The following is a 23,428-nucleotide window of genomic DNA, read 5'->3' as shown; positions in this document are numbered from 1 at the left end:
CACCCATGTCACTGGAAAATGCACCCGATGAGGTCAAGCTGGCCGTCGATTTGATTATGCTGCTGGAGAATCATGAGATCCCCGCCGGGACGGTGCTTAAGGCACTGGAGATTGTACGGCGGGATTTTGAGGGGAAACTTACCCCTCACCCTGCCCTCTCCCCTGAGGGGAGAGGGAAAATAGATTAAGCCGGAGTTGGGTCGTCGCCCTTAATGTCGCGCTTCACTTCCGTATGCTCATCACCTTTCTCGTTACGCAGGTGAACCTCAAGCTGGTTGAAGGCGATATTAATATCGTTTTCACGACACAGACGATCGATAGAGCGGTTAAGCTCATCCACCGTGTAGCTGCGGTCACGCAGTTCACGCACGTATAAACGCAGCTCGTGATCCAGCGTACTCGGCCCAAAGGTGGTGAAGAAGACCGCCGGAGCCGGATCGTGCATCACTTTCGGATGTTCAGACGCCGCCTTCAGCAGCACCTCTTTCACCTTATCCAGATCCGATCCATAGGCCACGCCCAGGCGGATCACCACGCGCGTCACCGTATCCGAGAGCGACCAGTTGATCAGACGCTCGGTCACGAACGCTTTGTTCGGGATGATCACCTCTTTGCGATCGAAGTCGGTGATGGTAGTCGCACGAATGCGGATCTTGCTGACCGTTCCCGAGAACGTGCCGATGGTGACGGTATCGCCGATACGTACCGGACGTTCAAACAGGATGATCAGGCCGGAGACAAAGTTACCGAAGATCTCCTGCAGGCCAAAACCAAGACCGACCGAGAGGGCGGCCGCCAGCCACTGCAGTTTATCCCACGAGACGCCAAGCGAACCAAAGACCGTCATCGCTCCAACAATAATGATGACGTAGTTGAGGATCGTGGTGATGGCGTAGGACGCCCCCTGGCGAAGATTCAGACGTGACAGGAGCAGCACTTCGAGCAGGCCAGGCAGGTTGCGGATCAGCGCCCAGGCGACCACCGACGACACCAGCGCAAACAGCAGGCTGCCCATGGTCACGCTTTTCATGACCGCCGCGCCGGCTTCGGTTCCGTTGTATTGCCAGAGGGTAATACTGTCGAGATAGGCGAAAACGGTAATAAGATCGGACCAGATCGCCCAGAACATCACGGCAAACAGGGCGATCATCACCAGCATGGTGATGCGCAGCGTCTGCTGGTTAACCTGCTCCAGCGCGATGGTCGGCTCTTCCTGCGGCTCCGCGCCCTCGGCCCCCTCTTTCACCTGATGTTGACGACGCGCGATGGCACGGCGATAGGCGATGCGGCGGGCAGCCACGCTCAGGCCGCGCAGCACGGTCTGATAGAGCAGGTTCCAGACGATCACCAGATAGACCGTTTCAATCCAGCGCCCGGACAGGCGCAGCGTGGTATAGAAGTAGCCCGTTGCCGTCAGCACCATCAGCGCCAGCGGAATGATCGCCAGCACGGTCACGGTGGCCAGACGGATATTGTGGGACTCTTTATCACGCCAGCTGTCGCGGCACATCGGCCACATCAGGATAGCAATCAACAGCAGGTTCAGCAGGATGACCAGCTGGCCCAGCACATCATCCATCAGATGCAGCGGGGAAAGTTCAGAGACAACCGACCAGAAGTGCAGCGGCAGCAGCGCCAGGCTGATGCGCACAATCTGACGACGCCAGTGACTGGTCAGCTGCGCAGGCATGTTGAAATGACGCACCGCCACGCCGTCTTTTTCCAGCACCTTCCAGCACAGGCCAAACACCAGCCAGAACAGCGCCAGTTTTTTACTGAACGCCCACAGCAGATCGCTGACGTTGAGCTGCATGGTGAGCAGGATCAGGCCCACGGCCAGAATAATCAGGCACACCGGCAGGGCGCGAATAAGGTCGATCAGAATCGCTTTTGGCGTATGGAGCTGGCTATCGTTACGCAGCTGCCCCACTTCGGACGCCAGCTTCGCCTGATATTTTTTCAGCCAGCCCAGACGCCAGCGAATCAGACCTGCGATCAGCAGCAGCGGTAGCCCCGCCAGCAAGGCAATCATCACCGCAGGCCAGGCTTTCTCCCAGTTCACGGTGATCTTCATGCTCTTGATCTGCGTTTTCAGCGTCTCAGGGAAGGATTTAATCCAGTCCCAGTCCATCGGTTTGTTGCTGTTTACCCAGAAAATCTGCTGGGTCAGGATCTCCTGCAGACTTTTCGAAACGCTCACCAGCTGCTGCTGGTTGATTTGCAGGTTAATGGCCATCATCAGCTGGTTGCCCAGCTGTTTGTTGAGCTGATCCAGCAGCTCGCGACGCATATCCACGACCTGGAGCAGCGCATCGTGCACTTCCGGGTTCACGTCGCTGGAGTGCCCTTCTTCAATTTTGGCGACAAAGGTATCGCTCTGGAAAAGGGCATCGCGCTGCTGGTTGACGTCAAACTGTTCCAGACGTAAATCCGCAATGCGGTTGGTCATATCTTCCAGCTCATCGGCTGACGGAAGCGTCTGCTGCTGCTGGTAAAGAATACGCGACAGCAGGAGACTGCCTTTCAGGACCGCGATCTGCTCTTTGATGTTGCGTTCCGCCTGCAGGGCGCGATCCAGCCAGTTCTTCACCTTGATATTTTGCTGAACCAGCGAGTTGCCGTTTTCGGTCGCCAGTATCAGGCGCTGGCTAAGCTGGTGGTTGGCTTCGAGCTCCTGCTTCACCAGCGGGTTGGCCTGGATGCGGGCGGTTTCGTCAGGGGATACGGCCTCCTGGGCGGTTTTTTCCGTCAGCGTCAGACGCTTGCTGTTAACCGCCTCCTGCAGCAGCTGTAGCTGGTGCTCCAGACGATTAATGTTCGCGGTGACGTAATCGCGCTGTTTCTGCAGGGTGTCCTGCAGCACCGTATTCCCTTCCAGGCTTTTACGCTGCTGTTCAATCTGCGCATTGAGCAACGTCTGCTGCACCAGCAGCAGGGTTTGCTGCGTCGGGCGCAGCGTGCCCTCTCCTACCGTTGTGCCGTTGAGGCGGTTGCGGATCTGCTGCAGCTGCTGAGACGCGGCGTACATCGCATTTTGCACGCGCTCGGGCTGGGTCTGCAGGGAGACAAGCTGGCTGTTGTAGGTGGCGAGATCGGACTGCGCCGTTTGCAGGTCGTCGAGCAGTTGCGCAACGCGCGACTCGAGCTGGCGTAAGGAGAGCGCGGCGAGCGTTTTGCGCGTTTCGTCGTCGTTATCCACGTCGCTCAGGGCATTCAGCGATTCCGTCGCTTTGCGCATGTTTTCTGGGGCCTGGGCCACCTTCTGACGAAGCTGTGCGGTTTCAGCCTTAACGCGTTCAATTTTATCCAGCGTTTCCAGTGTTTCCGTCAGATCCTGCTGCGTCAGTTTTTCCTGAGGAGAGAGTTCTTTTTGTTTGTTCAGCGTGTCGAGCTGCGACTGAACATCCGCACGCGTGGGGATATCGTTGCTGTTGTCGGCGCGGGCCCAGGTCAGCGGCGCCGTGGCGAAGAAAAACAGCATCGCAAAGAGCAATGCAAAAACAGGATGTTGCGAGCGATTGATGGGCAGCATAGTTGTGAATGATGTCAGAAGATGACCGAAAATAGTCCGGCGTGAAGAATATCACGCTCGCCGGAAGCAGAATAGCGCGAACGTGAGCCTCTGAGATAAATCCTGGAAATGAGTCAGGCGGTTAGCGACGGCGCGTCACTGCGCAGCGTCGGGCAGAGCTGTAGCATTTCCAGTAAAATCGCGACGTAGCTGCGGGCCTCCGCTTTAAGATCAAACGACTGTGGCGCAAACAGCCAGTTTTCCATCAGACCGGAAATGTAGCTACGCATCAGAATCGCCGCCCGGCGGGTCAACAGGTTGGCCGGCAGCAGTTTTGCCTGCATGCACTGATTCAGGTTGTATTCAATACGGTCATAGCTCTCCAGGCTGAGGCTGCGTTGTGCCTGCTGAACAATCGCCATCTCGCCCACGAACTCGCATTTATGAAAGATTATTTCCATCATTAATCTGCGACGTTCTTCAACTACCGTAGCTTCAAGGATATATACTAATATTTCTCTCAATACTGAGAGTGGATCGTCAGGGAATTTTGCCCGATACTCACTCTCGAGATCGCTAATGCTGGACTCTGAAAGCTCCCAGATTTCACTGAACAGATCTGACTTGTCTTTAAAATGCCAGTAAATCGCTCCCCGCGTCACACCGGCAGCCTGAGCAATTTGTGCCAGCGAGGTAGATGAAACACCCTGCTGCGAGAACAAACGTATTGCCACATCCAGAATGTGTTGTCGGGTTTCCAGCGCTTGTTGTTTAGTTTTTCGTGCCATAGGTGGGTGAATTTACAGGAGTCAGATTTACATACATTTGTGAATGTATGTACCATAGCATGACGATAATATAAACGCAGCAATGGGTTTTTAGACTCAGGACCCTTGATCAATTTGAAATCGGACACTCGAGGTTTACATATGAACAAAAACAGAGGGTTAACGCCTCTGGCGGTCGTTCTGATGCTCTCAGGCAGCTTAGCGCTAACAGGATGTGACGACAAACCGGCTCAACAAGGAGCTCAGCAGGCGCCAGAAGTAGGCGTTGTGACGCTCAAATCTGAACCTCTACAAATCACCACCGAATTACCCGGCCGTACAAATGCTTACCGCATTGCGGAAGTGCGTCCTCAGGTTAGCGGCATTATCCTGAAACGTAACTTCACCGAAGGCGGTGATGTAAAGGCCGGTGAGTCTCTGTATCAGATTGATCCCGCAACCTATCAGGCGTCTTATGAAAGCGCGAAAGGCGATCTGGCTAAAGCACAGGCCGCGGCTAAAATTGCTCAGCTGACGCTGAACCGCTATCAAAAACTGCTCGGCACCAAGTACATCAGTCAGCAAGATTACGATACCGCCCTGGCGGATGCCCAACAGGCTAACGCAGCCGTGGTGGCAGCCAAAGCGGCCGTCGAAACCGCGCGCATTAACCTGGCCTATACCAAAGTGACCTCGCCTATCAGCGGTCGTATTGGTAAATCTTCCGTGACGGAAGGGGCTCTGGTGCAGAACGGTCAGACCACTGCGCTGGCGACCGTGCAGCAGCTCGATCCGATCTACGTTGACGTCACGCAGTCCAGCAATGATTTCCTGCGCCTGAAACAGGAGCTGGCTAACGGCACCCTGAAACAGGAAAACGGCAAAGCCAAAGTGGAGCTGATCACCAACGACGGTATCAAGTTCCCGCAGGAAGGTACCCTGGAATTCTCTGATGTGACGGTCGACCAGACCACCGGTTCCATCACCTTACGTGCGATTTTCCCGAACCCTGACAAGAATCTGCTGCCAGGTATGTTCGTTCGCGCGCGTCTGGAAGAAGGAACGAATCCAACCGCACTTCTGGTTCCACAGCAGGGTGTGACCCGTACGCCACGTGGCGATGCGAGCGCGCTGGTTGTCGGAGCAGATGACAAAGTCGAAACGCGCAATATCACCGCCACGCAGGCGATTGGCGATAAATGGCTGGTGACGGAAGGTCTGAAAGATGGCGATCGCGTGATTGTTTCTGGTTTGCAAAAAGTTCGTCCTGGCGCGCAGGTTAAAGCACAGGAAGTGAAATCTGACGATAAACAACAAGCTTCGGCCGCTGGCCAGTCAGAACAAACCAAGTCTTAACTTAAACAGGAGCCGTTAAGACATGCCTAATTTCTTTATCGATCGCCCCATATTTGCGTGGGTGATCGCCATTATCATCATGCTGGCCGGGGGACTTGCGATCCTGAAGCTGCCTGTCGCGCAATATCCAACGATTGCGCCACCGGCGGTGACTATCTCCGCAACCTACCCGGGGGCTGATGCGAAAACGGTGCAGGACACCGTCACTCAGGTTATCGAACAGAACATGAACGGTATCGATAACCTGATGTACATGTCCTCAAACAGTGACTCTACCGGTACAGTTCAGATCACCCTGACCTTCCAGTCAGGTACGGATGCTGACATTGCGCAGGTTCAGGTGCAGAACAAACTGCAGCTGGCGATGCCTCTGCTGCCGCAGGAAGTACAACAGCAGGGTGTGAGCGTCGAGAAATCGTCCAGCAGCTTCCTGATGGTTGTCGGCGTTATCAACACCAACGGCACCATGACGCAGGAGGATATTTCCGACTACGTGGGTGCCAACATGAAGGACGCCATCAGCCGTACTTCCGGTGTGGGTGACGTTCAGCTGTTCGGTTCTCAGTACGCGATGCGTATCTGGATGGATCCGAACAAACTGAACAACTTCCAGCTGACCCCCGTTGACGTGATCAATGCGATTAAAGCGCAGAACGCCCAGGTGGCAGCCGGTCAGTTAGGCGGTACGCCGCCGGTGAAAGGCCAGCAGCTTAACGCCTCGATCATCGCACAGACCCGTCTGACCTCTGCCGATGAGTTCAGCAAAATTCTGCTGAAAGTGAATCAGGACGGTTCCCAGGTTCGCCTGCGCGACGTGGCTAAAGTCGAGCTGGGCGGTGAGAACTACGACATCATCGCGAAGTTCAACGGTAAACCAGCTTCCGGTCTGGGTATCAAACTGGCGACAGGGGCTAACGCCCTGGACACCGCCACGGCGATCCGCGCAGAGCTGAAGAAGATGGAACCGTTCTTCCCGTCAGGTCTGAAAATCGTTTACCCGTATGACACCACGCCGTTCGTCAAAATTTCGATTCACGAAGTGGTTAAAACGCTGGTAGAGGCCATCATCCTGGTGTTCCTGGTGATGTACCTGTTCCTGCAAAACTTCCGCGCGACGCTTATCCCAACGATTGCCGTGCCGGTTGTTCTGCTCGGGACCTTTGCGATCCTGTCAATATTTGGCTACTCGATAAACACCCTGACGATGTTCGGGATGGTGCTCGCCATCGGCCTGCTGGTGGATGACGCCATCGTCGTGGTCGAGAACGTCGAGCGCGTGATGGCGGAAGAAGGTCTACCGCCGAAGGAAGCGACCCGTAAATCAATGGGTCAGATCCAGGGCGCGCTGGTCGGTATCGCGATGGTACTGTCTGCGGTATTTATCCCGATGGCTTTCTTCGGGGGCTCTACCGGTGCGATTTACCGTCAGTTCTCGATTACCATCGTTTCCGCGATGGCGCTGTCGGTGCTGGTCGCATTGATCCTGACCCCTGCGCTGTGTGCCACCATGCTGAAGCCGATTCAGAAAGGCGGTCACGGCGAGCATAAAGGGTTCTTCGGCTGGTTTAACCGCATGTTTGATAAGAGCACGCACCACTACACCGACAGCGTGGGCAACATCCTGCGCAGCACCGGTCGTTACCTGCTGCTCTATATCATCATCGTCGTGGGGATGGCGTTCCTGTTCGTTCGTCTGCCAAGCTCGTTCCTGCCGGATGAAGACCAGGGCGTGTTCCTGACGATGGCACAGCTTCCTGCGGGCGCATCGCAAGAGCGTACCCAGAAAGTGCTGGACGAAGTGACGGACTACTACCTCACCAAAGAGAAAGACAACGTTGAATCCGTGTTTGCGGTTAACGGCTTTGGCTTTGCAGGTCGTGGTCAGAACACCGGTATTGCCTTCGTTTCTCTGAAAGACTGGTCTGAACGTCCGGGCAAAGAGAACAAGGTTGAAGCCATTACCGGCCGTGCGATGGGCACCTTCTCGCAGATTAAAGATGCGATGGTGTTCGCCTTCAACCTGCCAGCGATTGTTGAACTGGGTACCGCGACCGGCTTCGACTTCCAGCTGATTGACCAGGGCGGTCTGGGTCACGAAAAACTGACGCAGGCGCGTAACCAGCTGTTTGGCGAAGTGGCTAAGCACCCTGACCTGCTGGTCGGCGTGCGTCCGAACGGCCTGGAAGATACGCCGCAGTACAAAATCGACATCGACCAGGAGAAAGCCCAGGCGCTGGGCGTATCCATCAGTGACATTAATACCACGCTGGGCGCCGCCTGGGGCGGTAGCTACGTTAACGACTTCATCGACCGCGGTCGCGTGAAGAAAGTGTACGTGATGTCCGAGGCGCAATATCGTATGTTGCCAAACGATATCAACAGCTGGTTCGTGCGCGGCAGCAATGGTCAGATGGTACCGTTCTCGGCGTTCTCAACGTCTCGCTGGGAATACGGTTCGCCGCGTCTGGAACGCTATAACGGTCTGCCATCGATGGAGATCCTGGGTCAGGCCGCTCCGGGCCGAAGCACCGGTGAAGCCATGAACCTGATGGAAGAGCTGGCGAGCAAACTGCCTTCGGGTATCGGCTACGACTGGACCGGTATGTCCTATCAGGAACGTCTGTCCGGAAACCAGGCCCCTGCCCTGTACGCGATTTCACTGATCGTCGTCTTCCTGTGTCTGGCAGCGCTGTACGAGAGCTGGTCAATTCCGTTCTCCGTTATGCTGGTGGTACCGCTTGGGGTTATCGGTGCACTGCTTGCGGCAACGTTCCGCGGACTGACCAACGACGTGTACTTCCAGGTAGGCCTGCTGACAACCATTGGCTTGTCGGCGAAGAACGCGATACTTATCGTTGAATTCGCTAAAGATCTGATGGAGAAAGAAGGTAAAGGTCTGATTGAGGCAACGCTTGAGGCTGTTCGTATGCGTCTGCGCCCAATCCTGATGACATCACTGGCGTTTATCCTCGGCGTACTGCCGCTGGTTATCAGCTCCGGTGCTGGCTCCGGTGCGCAGAACGCGGTTGGTACAGGCGTGATGGGTGGTATGGTTACCGCAACCGTACTCGCTATCTTCTTCGTACCGGTGTTCTTCGTGGTGGTTCGCCGCCGCTTCAGCCGGAAAAATGAGGATATTGAACACACGCATTCGGTAGAACCTCACTGATACCGGTTTCACATGATAAAAAGGCCGCATTAGCGGCCTTTTTCATTTTCAGAAAAAATCATAAATTACGCTTATTGTGGTTCTATTTATTTTCTGCCATCTTAATTAGACATATCATAATTAACTGATAACTTAATCGGTGAATTCAGGATTTTTTTAATTTCATTTCCCCGCTTAAGCTATTAGGAATATTCCTAATAAGAAGTTCTGACAAAGAGAAGTTCGAATCTGAACTTTTCAGGCCGTTTTGCTAAGCCAATGAAACGTAAGGAAGCGATAAAAAATCGTGTTAATTTGGATAAAAAAAGGGTGTCCAGGACGGAACATTGCGTACATGCTCGCAGTCTACGGTTTTATTTGTAATTTTTCGTAATAGCGCGATGAAATCCAGGAAGGAGTGGCTTATAGTTAAGTTATCAGGAACACAGCACTCATGTAGCTAAGTCAGTTGTATCCATCCCGACTATGATGTTCGGTGAGTAAGAAATCACTCAGAAGGGGATGCGCTATGGACGAGTACTCGCCAAAAAGGCATGATATCGCGCAGTTGAAATTTCTCTGCGAATCCTTGTACCATGACTGCCTTGCCAACCTTGATGAAAGTAACCATGGCTGGGTAAACGACCCAACGTCTGCCATCAATTTACAGTTGAATGAGCTGATAGAGCATATCGCAACCTTCGCACTTAATTATAAAATTAAGTACAATGAAGATAATAAGCTCATTGAGCAAATTGATGAATACCTGGACGACACCTTTATGTTGTTCAGTAGTTACGGCATTAACGCCCAGGATTTGCAAAAATGGCGTAAATCGGGAAACCGGCTATTCCGCTGTTTCGTCAACGTGAGCAGAGCTAACCCGGTTAGTCTTTCCTGTTAAAATTATTACAATTACTAAGGTGAATTTATGTCTGATAAACCACTCACAAAGATCGATTATTTGATGCGCTTACGACGTTGTCAGTCAATTGACACGCTCGAACGCGTCATTGAAAAGAATAAATACGAGCTTTCTGATAATGAACTGGCCGTATTTTATTCAGCCGCGGACCATCGTCTTGCTGAACTGACCATGAATAAGCTGTATGACAAAATCCCTACTTCTGTATGGAAATTTGTCCGTTAATGTTTGAAGGGTGTCTGTAGAGTTCTACGCCACGTTCTAAGCTGTTTTTACCTATCCCGTTATGCTCCCTGTGCCCAGGCCAGGTCTCCGTGTAAAACGTGTTTATCAGCAACATTGTTGTGACGCCAGTCACATCGGCTTTTCGGGAACGTTCCCCTCCCGGCCTGTTCCTATTACTCTGCGGTAATCTTTTCCAGAGAGGTTTCCTATGAGCGTAGAAAAACAGAAGATGATTGCCGGTGAACACTACCGCCCCGGCGATGAGACGTTACGGGCCGACAGGCTGCGGGCCCGCCATCTGGTGTATCGCTATAACCACACCGCGCCCGATGAAAAGACAGAACGCCAGAACATCCTGGCGGAACTGCTGGGGCAAAGCGAAGGCGCTTATATCGAACCGAGTTTCCGCTGCGACTATGGATATAACATCTCTCTGGGTAAAAACTTTTACGCGAACTTCGACTGCGTGATGCTGGATGTCTGCCCCGTTCGTATCGGCGATAACTGCATGCTCGCGCCGGGTGTGCATATTTATACGGCCACCCATCCGCTGGATGCAGAGGAACGGAACAGCGGCGTGGAGTTTGGCAAACCCGTCACCATTGGGAATAATGTCTGGATCGGTGGTCGGGCGGTTATTAACCCTGGCGTCACCATTGGTGATAATGTGGTGGTGGCCTCCGGAGCCGTGGTGACGAAAGACGTCCCGGCTAACGTTGTCGTGGGCGGCAATCCGGCAAAAATCATCAAAACGCTGTGAGGGAGTAGGGAGCCAACTGTTATGGTCTTTTAGCACCAGACTGTTACTTTTTTCAGCCCAATGGCTCCCCTAAAATTGGCAGACACCCTGTATTGTCAACTCTCATAAAGGCAAAAAATGACCGAGATACAGCGCCTGCTCACCGCCACCATCGACGATCTTAACCTCCGCGAAAAGCGCGACAATCGCCCGCGCTTTAGCATTAGCTTTATTCGCAAACATCCTGGACTGTTTGTCGCCATGTATGCCGCCTGGCTGGCGACGCTTATTGTGATGCTGAAGTCTGAAACGCTGGTGGACTCCGTCTGGCTGCTGGTTGTGCTGTTTGTGGTCTTTAACGCCTTTTTCTTTTTCGACGTGAATCCGCGCTACCGTTACGAAGATATCGACGTCCTCGATTTCCGGGTCTGCTATAACGGCGAATGGTACAACACGCGTTACGTACCAGAGGAGCTGATCGACAGCATTCTGCACTCTCCGGCCGTTGAAACCGTGCAAAAAGAGAAGCTGCAGAAAATGGTCTCTACCAAAGGTCAGCTCTCTTTCTATGACGTCTTTACCCTTTCGCGCCCTGCTGCTGCGTAATTAACGCCTGCAGACGCCGGATCCCCGACGCAAACTGAGAAGCAGAGGTATTGCCGTAACCTAAAACCAGACCGGTTTGCCCCTGCTTCGCCTCCAGGTAGTACCCGCTCAACGCAGCGGGTGCCAGCTGAAACGCCCTCGCCTGCTCCACCAGTTTCTGGTCATCAATATCGTCTATCGCCAGCGTCAGATGCATCCCGCCTTCACCGGCCAGAATACGGTGCGGCGCATGAAGCTCTGCGCCCAGCACCTCTCGCAGCTGGCGGTATCGTTTACGATAGAGCCGACGCATGGCGGCAAGATGACGGGCATAGTGACCTTCTTCGATAAACAGCGCCAGCGTGCGCTGTTCGGCACGATGCCCACCGCGCAACAGCGAGCCGATGGCCGGACGAACCGCCTTCGCCAGCGCAGGCGGCAAGACCATGAACCCTATTCGGAGCGACGGAAACAGCGTTTTACTGAACGTCCCCAGATAAACCACGGGCGCATTGTTGACCATTCCCAGCATCGCCGGCACGGGCTCACCGGCATAACGGAATTCGCTGTCGTAATCGTCTTCTATGATCCACGCGTTGTGCTGCCGGGCGAGCTCCAGCAGTGCAAGACGCCGTCTGGCGCTGAGCACGCTTCCGTAGGGGAACTGGTGTGAAGGTGAGGTAAAAATTAACGAGGGAGAAGGGGCATTCAATCCCTCCCAGCACATCCCCTCGTCGTCAACCGGGATCCCCGTCATGGTCAGGCCGGTTTTAACAAACGCGCTTTTTGCCCCGCTATAGCCGGGGTTTTCTACCCAGGCGATATCCCCCGGCTCGCTCAACAGCATCGTGCACAGGTTGACACCCTCAAGCGCGCCTTCCGTGATCACAATCTGGCTCGCGTCGCAGTCGATACCGCGAGACAGGGCGAGATGCCGGGCAATCGCTGCCCGCAGCGACGGTTCACCGGCCGGGTCGCCATACCCCAGCAGGGCATTTCCCTCCTCCCGCATCACGCGATCGTACAATCGCCGCCACAGCGGCAGAGGGAAATAGTTGATGGCGGGTGTCCCCGGCGTAAATGCCAGTACCGGGGTATCCCGCTGCACCGGCGCAGGCAGCAGGCCAACCCGCCGGGCGAGCCTGATGTCAGGGTCCGGCAATGTCCGGGTGGCCGAACGGTAAGCCAGCTGTGCCACCCGCGTTCCCTGGCGGTTACGCTGCAAATACCCTTCCAGCGTGAGCTGGTCCAGCGACGCATTGACGGTATTGCGGGAAAGGGAGAGCTGCTGGGCCAGCGTTCGCGAACCGGGAAGCTGGCTGCCGGACAGGAGTCTTCCGCACAGAATCGCCTCCCGTAAAGCAAGATAAAGCGCGCGCTGGAGCGTCTCTTCCCCGCGTTTTTTCAGGGCTGCGTTGAGCAAGGTATAAAATTCATCACCCGGTATATTCATCTCGCCTCCTCGTGGCACCATCAAAACATAGCGCAGTGGTTCTTTTTAAGGAACCAGCAATTCACTAGTCTGAAACTCTTTTCAACGTCACGGAAATTAAGATGAAGACATTCAATCAGTTCGGACAGCCAGTGGGCGAAGCGCTTAGCGACTGGCAACCTCGTCAGCCCCCATCCCGCATCGTGCTTCAGGGCCGGTATTGTCGCCTTGAACCGCTGCGCGTGGAGCATGCCAACGCGCTGTTCTCCGCCTATTCCCTGGCCGGAGATACGCGCAGCTGGACGTGGCTACTGCGTGAACCCGACGCTACCGCAGAGGAGTTTGCCGAATGGGTCGCGAGCGTGAGTGAGTTATCCGACCCCATACACTTTACCGTTATGGATAACCGGACTCAGTCACCTGTTGGAACGCTGTCCCTGATGCGGATCGATCCTAAAAACGGGGTCGTGGAGGTGGGGCACGTTCACTTCTCGCCTCTTTTAAGCCGCACGCCCATGTCAACAGAGGCGCAATATCTGCTGATGCGGTATGTGTTCGATACCCTGGGCTACCGGCGTTATGAGTGGAAGTGCAATAGCCTGAACGAACCTTCCCGCAAGGCCGCCCTGCGTCTGGGTTTTCAGTTTGAGGGGCGTTTTCGTCAGGCGCTGGTGATTAAAGGCCATAACCGGGATACCGACTGGTTTTCGATTCTCGATAAAGAGTGGCCGACGCTGGCGAACGCCTTTGAAAGCTGGCTTGCCACCGACAATTTTACTGCCGATGGCAAACAGAAAAGATCCCTGGAAAGCTGGCGAGAAACGCGCGTTTAGCGTCTTTTTTTACGTCCCTGAACCGCCTTAAAGCGCGGATTGGATTTGCAAATCACGTACAAGCGTCCCTTGCGTTTGACTATCTGGCAATCCGGGTGACGCTGTTTTGCACTGCGCAATGAGTTAAGTACCTGCATGGTTAGCCCCGCTTCGCATTGAGAAATCCACCAAAACGCTTGCGGAAGCGCGCTGCGCTACCGTCCGTGGAGAACGTTTTCTGCTTACCGGTATAAAACGGGTGCGATTTTGAAGAAACCTCGATGGTGATGTACGGATACGTTTCACCGTCGAGTTCAATTTCGCGGTCGGTCTTAATGGTTGAGCCCACTTTGAAGTATTCATTCGCGCTGGTGTCATGGAAGACCACGGTGCGATAGGCGGGATGGATATTGGGTTTCATCGTCAATCCTTTATGTTTTGTTATAACATAACAAAATAATATCCAGGCCAGATTCAAAAAACAACCCCTCCCCTCTGACGATATTTTCTGGTTTACCTGAGATAAAATGAAAACCAGGCCACCCACGTGCTATAACTATATCATTTCGCGGTAAAATCTTTCTCTTCAGGCAGGGAACTCAGTGCTCAGGAACGGGTATACGAGGAAGGACACGACAGCATGAAAACCCGACATCTGGTCAGTCTGGTGACTGGCGTACTCATCTTTTCCGTGCTGGTCCCCATTTGCCTGAGCATCTGGCTGGCCCATCGCCAGGCGGAAGATAAATTTGTCGATGCGCTGGAAAACTATGCCTCACGCGTGCTGATACGCACCGACAAGGTCGTGGATCAGGCGAAAGAAGCGCTTAATCATCTGCAGGCCTTTGAGGGCGTGCCGTGCAGCCCGTTGCAGTTAAGAGAGATGCGACGGGTCGCTTTCTCGTGGCGATACGTTCAGGAAGTGATTTATATCGACAACCTCAGGCCGCTCTGCTCCTCTCTTGAGCAAACCAGCCATGCCGCCCCTTTCCCCCCGCCGATGCGCATTACCGAAGACGGTTACAGCGCATGGCTGACCACGCAAAACGATCTTGGGTTTCATCGCTACATGGCCGTGCTGGGGCAAGGTCATTACCTTGTCCTGGTCGATCCGGCCTCACTGGTGGATGTCATCCCTTTCGGCGAGATAGCGATTGATGCTGCCCTGGTAGGAAGCACAACACACCGTATCTTCGCCAGCAGCAATACACTCGATCCGCATATCCGTGACATGATCAAAGGTCAGGCGATGACCAGCATACAGTACGACGGTTCAATGTACGTTATGAAGCCTGTACCTGAACTGGGATTTACCGTTGTCGCATGGGCTACGCTCAAACCGCTGGCGGAAACCTGGCACCGGCAGCTGCTTTTATGGCTGCCCTTCGGCGTCCTGATAAGCCTGCTTGCCGCGCTCTTTGTCCTGCGGATACTGCGTCGCATCCAGTCGCCGCGCAACCGCCTGCTTGACGCCATTAACAGCCGCGATTTTGTGGTTCACTATCAGCCCATCGTGGCGCTGTGTAGCGGAAAAATTGTCGGCGCAGAAGCGCTGACGCGCTGGCCGCAGCCGGACGGAAGCAGCCTCTCGCCTGATATTTTTATTCCCCTTGCTGAGCAAACCGGGCTTATCTCCCAGTTGACGCAGCTCGTTATCGAAAAAGTGTTCGAGGATATGGGCAGTTGGCTGCACCTTCACCCCGATCAGCATATCTCCATCAACCTCGCGCCCGCCGATTTGACCTCCGGCACGCTGCCGCCGCTGCTGAGTCACTTGCTGAACAAATGGAAGGTCCACCCGGGCCAAATCGCCCTTGAGGTCACCGAGCGCGGCTTTGCCGATCCCAAAATCAGCGCGCCGGCAATCGCCGCATTCCGCCGTTCGGGGCATCCTGTCTATATTGATGATTTTGGTACGGGCTATTCCAGCCTGAGCTATCTGCAGGATCTGGATGTCGACACGCTAAAAATTGATAAATCGTTCGTGGATGCGCTGGAGTACAAAAACGTGACGCCACACATTATTGAAATGGCGAAGTCGCTGAATCTGGCGATGGTGGCGGAAGGCGTCGAGACCGCCGGGCAGCTCGCCTGGCTGCACCAGCACGGCGTGCAGTACGGGCAGGGCTGGTACTACAGCAAAGCGCTGCCGAAAATGGAATTTATCCTTTGGGCAGAGAATAACCTCGGCACGCACGCTACTTAAGATAGGATTTGATCACCTGCAGCACCACGCCAAGATCGGCTTCACGCTGCGCTTCTTCAGGTTCTTTCACCACATGATCGGTTAAATGCCCTTCGATCACCTGCATCATCATGCCGTTGACCGCCCCGCGGATCGCCGCAAGCTGCTGTAACACCTCGGCGCATTCGTGATCGCTGTTCAGCATTTTCTCCAGAGCGTTGCTCTGCCCCTGAATTTTCTTCAGCCGAGTCAGTAACATTTTCTTGTCGCGAACGGTATGTGACATCTCTCTATCCCTTATTTTTGGCTTTTAAAGCATAACACGCTCTACTCCCCCTGAGTATTTTTCTACTGGGGGGTAGTATTACCCTACTGGGGGGGAGTAGTATTTGCAGACATTTTCCATGCCGGAATCCCCCATGACCGATTTTGCTTCACTTCTGCAGCAGGGTAATGCCTGGCTGTTTGTTCCCAGCGCCATCCTGCTTGGCGCGCTGCATGGCCTGGAACCGGGCCACTCAAAGACCATGATGGCCGCCTTTATCGTGGCTATCCGCGGTACGCTGAAACAGGCGGTCCTGCTCGGCCTGGCGGCCACGCTTTCCCATACGGCAGTGGTCTGGATTATCGCCATGGCGGGTTTATGGTTTGGTCGGGGATGGGATGCGCATACGTCTGAACCCTGGTTCCAGCTGATCTCCGGGGTATTGATCGTTGCGATCGCCCTGTGGATGGCGTGGCGAACCTGGAAAGAGAGCCAGCCACACGATCATCATCACGACCATGATCATCACCACCACCATGATCATGACCATCATCATGAACATCACCACCACGAACACCCGCTGGTTGAAGAAGAGTGGCAGGACGCCCACCAGCGCGCGCACGCGCAGGATATCAACCGGCGCTTTAGCGGACAAAACGTCACCACAGGACAGATCGTCATGTTTGGCCTGACCGGCGGGCTTATCCCCTGCCCGGCATCCATCACCGTTCTGCTGATCTGCCTGCAGCTGAAGCATTTTGCCCTCGGCGCGACGCTGGTGTTCAGCTTCAGTATTGGTCTGGCGTTAACCCTGGTGGCTTCCGGTGCGATTGCCGCCTTAAGCCTCAAGCACGCGACAAAACGCTGGCCCGGGTTTAACGAGCTTTCCCGTAAAGCGCCGTGGATTTCCGCTGCGCTGATTACCCTAGTAGGAATTTATATGAGCCTGCACGGTCTGAGCGGCATTCTGGCGTAAGCCTGCGGCCACGCCCTGTGGCCGCATCTCAATGATCCGTTAAGGATTTTGCTGCCAGCTAAAGGTGTAGCGAAGCTGGCGTGTCTGCAAAATGAATTCCGGTGAAACGCTGGGGCTCCAGGAATCGTCGCCGCCCACGCCCATATGGAACGCGTCGAGGTTGAGCCAGCACCCCGGCTCTTCCCGCAGCAGATGGTGATGGGTTGTCTCCCGCAGCTGCTGCTGGCTGTAGCGGCTCACCGAGAAATGGAACCGGCCATGTAGCTGATGCGTTCCCAGCACCAGCTCCCGCGTATCACAGCGCAAACCATTTTCCGTCGGGAAGATATACGGCGTGTGCATCTCCGCCAGGGGTAATGTCCAGCGTCCCTGCTGTGCCGCCAGCGTTCTGTCCGGGTAGTTTTCATGCGGCCCCAGCCCCAGCCAGGACACATTTTCCGGCGTTTCGGCGAGATGAACGCTCAGGCCAATACGTGCGGGTTCCGGGATATCGGACGCAATATCCACCTGAATATCGCCGTGCAGCCTCCCCTGGTCATCCACCCGCCAGACTTTACGGCTCAGGAACAGCGTTTTGCCATGATACTCCCCGACGTGAAGGGTGTTGACCACGACTTCACCCGCATGCTGCTCTGCCTCACAGCGCAAAACGCGTAAGGTGAGATCGTACATTCCCGCCGCTTTCCAGCGTTCAACCCAGGCATTCGGATCGATCCTCGTCGCTTCACTCACGCCAATATCATTGTCCAGCGGCGCACGGCTGACGTTATCCGTCAGAGGTGACATCAGCGTTTCCACGCCATTTCGCCACCATTGGGTTAGGTTTCCGGATGAACGATCGAACTGCCAGCGCTGTTGACCATGCGCGATCGCCAGGATGCGGTCGTTTTGCGTCAAAACCGGCGGCTCCCCCGCAGAGGCTGGCGGTGCGACAAACAGCGGAGACGAAAGCGGCCACTGCTCCCACGCGCAGCGATGGTCAGCCGGTGACCACGGCGTTGCCCGCGGCTGGCGCACTTCAACATTCAGCCAGACTTCCCCCGGTTCGGCTTTCAATTCCGGCAGAGCGATCTCCAGACGCTGAGCGCCTTCAGGGGCTATCGCCAGCGTCACCTCGCCCGAAGCCAGCACCTCCCCATCCCGGGCGACCGTCCAGCTCAGCACTTCGTTATCGGTATGGCGGAACAGGTAGCCGCTTTGCACCTCAATCACCAGCGGAGAGGTGCTGACCCGCGTAAAGGTGAAGAACTGCTGCGCGCGCTGCGCCTCGTACAGCGCCGGGTGCGGCGTGCGATCGGGGAAGACCAGCCCATTCAGGCAGAACTGTCGGTCGTTTGGCTTATCGCCAAAGTCCCCGCCGTATGCCCAGAACGAATTGCCCTCTTCATCTTGCTTCGTCAGAGCCTGATCGACCCAGTCCCAGACAAATCCCCCCTGCAACCGAGGGTGGCTGCGAAACGCCTGCCAGTACTTCGCGAACCCGCCGAAGCTGTTCCCCATCGCGTGGGCGTATTCGCAGAGGATCAGCGGGCGTGTTTCATCCGGCATGCCGATCCATTTCTTGATTGACCATTTAGGCACTGCCGGGAAGGGTTGATCCTGATCGACCCGGGCATACATCGGACAGACAATATCGGTCGCCGCCGTGTTCGCGCCGCCACCTTCATACTGCACCGGACGCGTCGGATCCGTGGATTTCACCCAGCGGTACAGCGCGTCGTGGTTTGCACCGTGCCCGGACTCATTGCCCAGCGACCAGATGATAATTGAGGGATGATTACGATCGCGCTGCACCATACGGGTCACGCGCTCGCTCATGGCGGGCAGCCAGCGCGGATCGTCAGCAAGGCGGCTCATCGGCACCATGCCGTGGGTTTCGATGTTGGCTTCGTCAACAACGTACAGCCCATAGCGGTCGCAAAGCCGGTACCACAGCGGATGATTCGGGTAATGCGAGCAGCGCACGGCGTTGAAGTTGTGCTGCTTCATGATCTCGATATCGCGACGCATCGTCGCTTCGTCCATCACCTGGCCGTTTTCCGGATGATGCTCGTGCCGGTTAACCCCGCGGATCAACAGCGGTTTACCGTTGAGCTTAAGCAGGCCGTTGCTGATGTCAACGCGGCGGAAGCCGACATCGCACGCTTCCGTCTCCAGCACGGTGCCCTGCGCATCCAAAAGCGCGATCGTCAGGCGATAGAGTTCCGGGGTTTCTGCACTCCATAACGCCGGGGCTGTAACCGGGATCGCCGCCGTTAACCGCTCGGCCCAGTTGCCGCGCTCGTCCACAATGGCAGAGCCTGGCCGTTGGGTAGTGCTGCCACAGCGTTCACCGTTGCGCCACAGCGTTATCGCCAACTCGCACTCAGCGTAGTCAGCGCCTGTCAGCGCGACCTCGACTTTCAGCACCGCGCGGTCCAGCTCCGCATTCAGATCGGTGACCACATGATAATCCGCAATGTGCGTCTCCGGCTTATGCAGCAGGGAGACATCACGGAAAATGCCGCTCATGCGCCACATGTCCTGATCTTCCAGATAGCTGCCGTCACACCAGCGCAAGACCATGACCGCCAGGCGGTTCTGCCCGGGGCGTAATGCCGCCGAGAGGTCAAACTCGGCGGGCAATCGACTGTCCTGGGAATAGCCTATCCACTGCCCGTTGCACCACAGATGGAACGCCGAGTTCACGCCATCAAAAATAATTCGGGTTTGCCCGCTCTGAAGCCAGGCGTCATCCACGTCGAATGTGAGCGAGTAACAACCTGTCGGGTTTTCCTGCGGTACAAAAGGCGGGTTAACGGGGATCGGATAGGTGACATTGGTATAGATGGGCGTATCGAACCCCTGCATCTGCCAGTTCGACGGCACGGGCATCGCGACGGCATCCGCGCAATCTTCGCTGACCCATGCCTCAGGAACCCGCTCGGGCGCAGAAAAGTAGCTAAATCGCCACATCCCGTTAAGAGAGCGCCTGCTGATAGATCCAGCGTCATCTCTGGCGGAAGATTCATTACGCCAGCTGTGCAACGGCGCGTGTGCGGGCAGGCGGTTCCACTGGGTAACGCCGGGGTTTTCCCAGTCCCGACGGGCCAGGATGTCGCTGAGGGTCAGCGAAGGTGTATGAGACATATCAACCTCTTTGCGAAGCGCTCACAATTTTGGTTAACATGCCCTGGCACTCTGTGACGGTAAAGCGTTCGATCGCAGGGTAGCGAGTCCGATCACAAAGTTTTATTTGCGGGCAAGCTGCTCGGCCAGAAGTGCCAGACTTCTGAGCTGCTGCGCCAGATCCTCGCGTTCGGCCTGCTGCGGCGCGCGGCGCGCGGTGGAATGCCGGGTAACCAGCGCCACCGGCAGCTGAACCTGCCAGCACGTCTCGCCTTCGGTGGGGGCCAGCAGCCACTCCACGCTGCGCTCGCCCGCCTCGCGAAATGCCTGGCGAATGGTCGTCAGCGGCGGGGAAAACCAGGCGCTGTCAGCCGTATCGTCGAACCCGACCACCGACATCTGACCTGGAATCGCGATCCCCTTTTCAGCACAGGCGCGCATCACTCCGAGCGCCATTTGATCGTTAGCCACCAGAATGGCATCCGGCAATGCGCTCCCCGACAGCAGCACATGTCCTTTCTCATAACCGCTGGCCGCGCTCCAGTCTCCATAAGCCACCGCAGCGGCGTCATGCCCCGCGCGGGCCAGAGCCGCTTTCCAACCTGCCAGACGCGCCCGAGCAGAGACCGAGCTTTCCGGCCCGCTCAGCAGGGCAATATGCTGATGCCCCAGTGAAAGCAGGTGCTCAACGCCCAGATGCGCACCCTGACTGGCGTTAAAGACGAGGCTGTTTACCTGTGCTGAAGGCGAGACATCAAGGAACAGCACCGGAACGGGTGATGCCAGCGCCCTGAGCGCTTCAGCGTCAGGATCGTCGAGCGGCACATTCACCAGCAACGCCTCCACCCGCTGTGCCAGCAGCGCCTGAAGCGCGGCCTGACACTGCTGCGGCTGCTCCACCATGGAAATGAGGACGCTCGCCCCTTTTTCGGCCGCACGTGATTTTACCGCCGACACAATTTGCGAGGGCGCATGCAGGGCAAGATCGGTGGTGATGAGTCCCAGCGTGCGGGTGCGTTTACCCGCCAGCTGCTGTGCCCGCAGGTTAGGCACGTAGTGCAGCTCCGCCATCGCCTGCTGCACCTTTTCCCGCGTGCGGGCAGAGACATGCTCGGCGTCGTTAATGACGCGAGAGACGGTCTGATAAGAAACCCCCGCAAGGAGGGCGACATCATAGAGAGTGATCGCTTTCATGCATTGTGGCATCGCGTGAGTCGTGGCCCATTATTGTGGCACAGCGACGCCGTTAAAGCATGTGAGCGCTTCGCAAAATTAGACAACCCGCTCCGGCTGCGCGATTTCAGCAACGCGCGGCTTCTGGCGGAACCAGGGCAGACAGAGCTGGATAAGTGGGCCAATGGTCAGGGCATACACGACCGTTCCCACCCCAAACGTGCCGCCAAGCACGCACCCAATCAGCAGGACGGACACCTCAATGGAGGTACGCACGCTGCGAATGGACCACCCCAGACGGGCATGAATGCCGGTCATCAGGCCGTCGCGCGGGCCAGGCCCAAAACCGGCGCCAATGTACATGCTGGTCGCAATCGCGTTCATCACGATGCCCGACACCAGGAAAGCGATGCGAACAGGTAACGAATCCAGTTCCGGAATAAGCGCCATGCTGGCGTCCGCCGCCAGACCGATACAAATCACGTTGCTGATGGTGCCCAGGCCCGGCATCTGGCGCAGGGGGATCCACAGCAGCAGCACCGCAGCACCGGTTAAAATGATCACCGTCCCGATGGTCATCCCCAGCTGTATCCCCACCCCAAGGTGAAAAACATCCCAGGGATCGACACCCAAATCGGAACGAATAAACATCGCGGTGGACAGGCCATACAGTCCTAAACCGACATAGAGTTGTAGCAGACGACGTACCATTTTTATCTTCTCCAGTGAACCAGATTTTCATCCTGACCCAAAATGGCACTATGATTAATGTCCAGTTTTCAAATAGTGGACTGCATATGTCGTCACGTCGCTTCGGAAGCCAGTCGCTGGTACGCCTTTTAGGCCACTGGCAGCAAACCTCATCCCGCACGCCGCTCTGGCGACAGCTGGCCGATGCGCTGCGCCTGTTAATTCTTGATGGACGTCTGGCACTGAATACACGGCTACCGGGAGAGCGCGAGCTGGCCACGGCGCTGGACGTAAGCCGGACTACCATCAGCAGCGCCCTCGCCCATCTCCGCGAGGAGGGATATCTTGAGAGCCGCCACGGCAGCGGGTCACGCGTGATCCTCCCGGATACGCGCGCCGTTCCCACGCTTTCCGCAGCGAGTGCCGCGCTGGATCTTTCCACTGCCGCCCTCAATGCCGGACCGGAGATCCACCAGGCGTATACCCATGCGCTCACGGCCATTACGCAGCACCTCTCGCTGACGGGCTACGATCAGCTGGGACTGCCAACGCTACGGGAGGCCATCGCTGCGCGTTATACCGCGCGGGGCCTTCCCACCCGCGCGGACGAAGTGATGGTGGTCAATGGCGCCGTCAGCGGCTTCGCGCTGGTACTGCGGATGATGACCGGGCCCGGGGATCGCGTCGTGGTCGATCACCCCACCTATCCGCTGGCGATTGCCGCCATTCAGGGCGCGCAGTGTCGGCCCGTGGGGGTGTCGCTACCGGAAACGGGCTGGGATACGGATGGCTTCGCCGCCACGCTTGCCCAAACCGCGCCGCGCCTGGCGTACCTGATGCCTGATTTTCATAACCCCACCGGGCGCTGTATGGATATCGCGACCCGTCAGGCCATTACCGATATTGCTGCGCAAACCCGTACGGCGCTGGTGGTGGATGAAACGATGGTGGATCTCTGGTTTGACGCCCCTCCTCCGCCTCCGCTGGCCTCCTTTAACCCGCAGGCCACCGTCATCACCTTAGGCTCCGCCGGAAAAAGTTTCTGGGGCGGGCTGCGTCTCGGCTGGATCCGCGCCTCCTCGCGCACGATCGCCACGCTTGCCCAAACGCGAGATACCCTCGATTTAGGTTCACCGCTGCTGGAACAGCTGGCGGCGCTGTGGCTCATCAACAACAGTGAGACGTTTCTACCCGCCCGCCGCAAAATGCTGGCGGAACGACGCAATCGATGCGGTGAACTGCTGCGTGAACATTTCCCGGACTGGACATTCCATGAAGCGGAAGGCGGGCTCTCTTACTGGATCGAGCTACCGGGCATGCTGGCGACGCAGCTTGCCGCGAGGGCTGAGATCCTGGGGATTAATCTGGGAACCGGTACGCGGTTTGGTTTATCGGGTGCGTTTGACCGCTATTTGCGGATGCCCTTCTCGCTCGAGCCAACAGAGCTTGAACAGGCGCTGCTGAGGATTAAACCGTTATGGCTCGCCCTGAATAAAAACGTGCCAGCCGCTAAACGCAGCGTGATTTAATA

The 23,428-nt window shown here is 56.2% G+C and carries 20 protein-coding genes; 11 read left to right on the top strand and 9 right to left on the bottom strand.

Going from position 1 to position 23,428, the window contains the following annotated elements; genetic code table 11:
- Window positions 1-5 precede the first annotated feature (5 nt).
- Window positions 6-188 (top strand): pleiotropic regulatory protein RsmS, encoded by a 183-nt coding sequence (gene rsmS / locus KGP25_RS05585; protein ID WP_063620991.1) that lies wholly within the window; start codon window positions 6-8, stop codon window positions 186-188.
- Here the strand turns inward: rsmS and mscK are convergent.
- On the bottom strand, window positions 185-3,532 hold the full coding sequence (gene mscK, locus KGP25_RS05580; protein WP_045909751.1) for a mechanosensitive channel MscK: 3,348 nt from the start codon (window positions 3,530-3,532) through the stop codon (window positions 185-187). The genes rsmS and mscK overlap by 4 nt on opposite strands.
- A gap of 113 nt (window positions 3,533-3,645) precedes the next feature.
- Window positions 3,646-4,299, bottom strand: coding sequence for a multidrug efflux transporter transcriptional repressor AcrR (acrR, locus tag KGP25_RS05575; protein ID WP_048225918.1), 654 nt, complete (start codon window positions 4,297-4,299; stop codon window positions 3,646-3,648).
- 141 nt (window positions 4,300-4,440) lie between these two features.
- Between acrR and acrA the strand changes: the two genes are divergently transcribed.
- The 6 genes from acrA (at window position 4,441) to KGP25_RS05545 (ending at window position 11,277) form a co-directional block, all read left to right on the top strand.
- A complete protein-coding gene (gene acrA / locus KGP25_RS05570; RefSeq protein WP_045909753.1) occupies window positions 4,441-5,634 on the top strand; it encodes a multidrug efflux RND transporter periplasmic adaptor subunit AcrA in 1,194 nt (397 codons plus the stop codon).
- A 22-nt stretch (window positions 5,635-5,656) separates the two neighbouring features.
- On the top strand, window positions 5,657-8,803 hold the full coding sequence (gene acrB, locus KGP25_RS05565) for a multidrug efflux RND transporter permease subunit AcrB (RefSeq protein WP_045909754.1): 3,147 nt from the start codon (window positions 5,657-5,659) through the stop codon (window positions 8,801-8,803).
- 508 nt (window positions 8,804-9,311) lie between these two features.
- On the top strand, window positions 9,312-9,686 hold the full coding sequence (tomB, locus tag KGP25_RS05560; protein ID WP_008499288.1) for an Hha toxicity modulator TomB: 375 nt from the start codon (window positions 9,312-9,314) through the stop codon (window positions 9,684-9,686).
- 27 nt (window positions 9,687-9,713) lie between these two features.
- A complete protein-coding gene (locus tag KGP25_RS05555; protein ID WP_008499287.1) occupies window positions 9,714-9,932 on the top strand; it encodes an HHA domain-containing protein in 219 nt (72 codons plus the stop codon).
- 208 nt (window positions 9,933-10,140) lie between these two features.
- Window positions 10,141-10,692, top strand: a complete 552-nt coding sequence (gene maa / locus KGP25_RS05550; protein WP_045909755.1) for a maltose O-acetyltransferase — start codon at window positions 10,141-10,143, stop codon at window positions 10,690-10,692.
- Window positions 10,693-10,809: 117 nt separating this feature from the next.
- Complete coding sequence (locus tag KGP25_RS05545; protein WP_045909756.1) at window positions 10,810-11,277, top strand: YlaC family protein; 468 nt, start codon at window positions 10,810-10,812, stop codon at window positions 11,275-11,277.
- Here the strand turns inward: KGP25_RS05545 and KGP25_RS05540 are convergent.
- The gene (locus KGP25_RS05540; RefSeq protein WP_223540085.1) at window positions 11,249-12,709 is read right to left on the bottom strand and encodes a PLP-dependent aminotransferase family protein; all 1,461 of its coding nucleotides are present in this window, start codon (window positions 12,707-12,709) and stop codon (window positions 11,249-11,251) included. The genes KGP25_RS05545 and KGP25_RS05540 overlap by 29 nt on opposite strands.
- 101 nt (window positions 12,710-12,810) lie before the next feature.
- On the opposite strand from KGP25_RS05540, the gene KGP25_RS05535 reads away from it, so the two are divergent.
- On the top strand, window positions 12,811-13,521 hold the full coding sequence (locus KGP25_RS05535) for a GNAT family protein (RefSeq protein WP_223540084.1): 711 nt from the start codon (window positions 12,811-12,813) through the stop codon (window positions 13,519-13,521).
- On the opposite strand, the gene ykgO is transcribed toward KGP25_RS05535, so the two are convergent.
- Together ykgO and KGP25_RS05525 are read right to left on the bottom strand one after the other, a co-directional pair.
- Window positions 13,518-13,658: a type B 50S ribosomal protein L36 gene (gene ykgO / locus KGP25_RS05530; RefSeq protein WP_003859006.1), complete on the bottom strand. Its 141-nt coding sequence runs from the start codon at window positions 13,656-13,658 to the stop codon at window positions 13,518-13,520. The genes KGP25_RS05535 and ykgO overlap by 4 nt on opposite strands.
- 2 nt (window positions 13,659-13,660) lie before the next feature.
- A complete protein-coding gene (locus KGP25_RS05525) occupies window positions 13,661-13,921 on the bottom strand; it encodes a type B 50S ribosomal protein L31 (RefSeq protein WP_006176933.1) in 261 nt (86 codons plus the stop codon).
- Window positions 13,922-14,140: 219 nt separating this feature from the next.
- Between KGP25_RS05525 and KGP25_RS05520 the strand changes: the two genes are divergently transcribed.
- Window positions 14,141-15,706 carry an EAL domain-containing protein gene (locus KGP25_RS05520; protein ID WP_223540083.1) on the top strand — a complete coding sequence of 522 codons (1,566 nt, stop codon included), beginning with the start codon at window positions 14,141-14,143 and terminating at the stop codon, window positions 15,704-15,706.
- On the opposite strand, the gene KGP25_RS05515 is transcribed toward KGP25_RS05520, so the two are convergent.
- Window positions 15,699-15,971, bottom strand: a complete 273-nt coding sequence (locus KGP25_RS05515; RefSeq protein WP_024906840.1) for a metal/formaldehyde-sensitive transcriptional repressor — start codon at window positions 15,969-15,971, stop codon at window positions 15,699-15,701. The two genes, KGP25_RS05520 and KGP25_RS05515, sit on opposite strands and share 8 nt — an antisense overlap.
- A gap of 133 nt (window positions 15,972-16,104) precedes the next feature.
- Here KGP25_RS05515 and KGP25_RS05510 point away from each other — a divergent pair, with 133 nt between their 5' ends.
- A complete protein-coding gene (locus tag KGP25_RS05510) occupies window positions 16,105-16,926 on the top strand; it encodes a nickel/cobalt efflux protein RcnA (RefSeq protein ID WP_223540082.1) in 822 nt (273 codons plus the stop codon).
- A 39-nt stretch (window positions 16,927-16,965) separates the two neighbouring features.
- On the opposite strand, the gene KGP25_RS05505 is transcribed toward KGP25_RS05510, so the two are convergent.
- From KGP25_RS05505 to KGP25_RS05495, 3 genes are all read right to left on the bottom strand, one after another.
- Entirely contained in the window at window positions 16,966-20,055 is a 3,090-nt protein-coding gene (locus tag KGP25_RS05505) for a beta-galactosidase (protein WP_223540081.1), read from the bottom strand.
- 102 nt (window positions 20,056-20,157) lie between these two features.
- Window positions 20,158-21,228, bottom strand: coding sequence for a LacI family DNA-binding transcriptional regulator (locus KGP25_RS05500; RefSeq protein WP_126534539.1), 1,071 nt, complete (start codon window positions 21,226-21,228; stop codon window positions 20,158-20,160).
- A gap of 78 nt (window positions 21,229-21,306) precedes the next feature.
- On the bottom strand, window positions 21,307-21,918 hold the full coding sequence (locus tag KGP25_RS05495) for a membrane protein (RefSeq protein ID WP_032656565.1): 612 nt from the start codon (window positions 21,916-21,918) through the stop codon (window positions 21,307-21,309).
- An 86-nt stretch (window positions 21,919-22,004) separates the two neighbouring features.
- On the opposite strand from KGP25_RS05495, the gene KGP25_RS05490 reads away from it, so the two are divergent.
- Window positions 22,005-23,426 carry a PLP-dependent aminotransferase family protein gene (locus KGP25_RS05490; RefSeq protein WP_223540080.1) on the top strand — a complete coding sequence of 474 codons (1,422 nt, stop codon included), beginning with the start codon at window positions 22,005-22,007 and terminating at the stop codon, window positions 23,424-23,426.
- The last annotated feature ends 2 nt before the right edge of the window (window positions 23,427-23,428 follow it).

It is taken from the genome of Enterobacter sp. JBIWA003 (assembly GCF_019968825.1).
Lineage (GTDB): Bacteria > Pseudomonadota > Gammaproteobacteria > Enterobacterales > Enterobacteriaceae > Enterobacter > Enterobacter quasiroggenkampii.
This window is presented reverse-complemented; position numbering and strand designations above follow the sequence as displayed.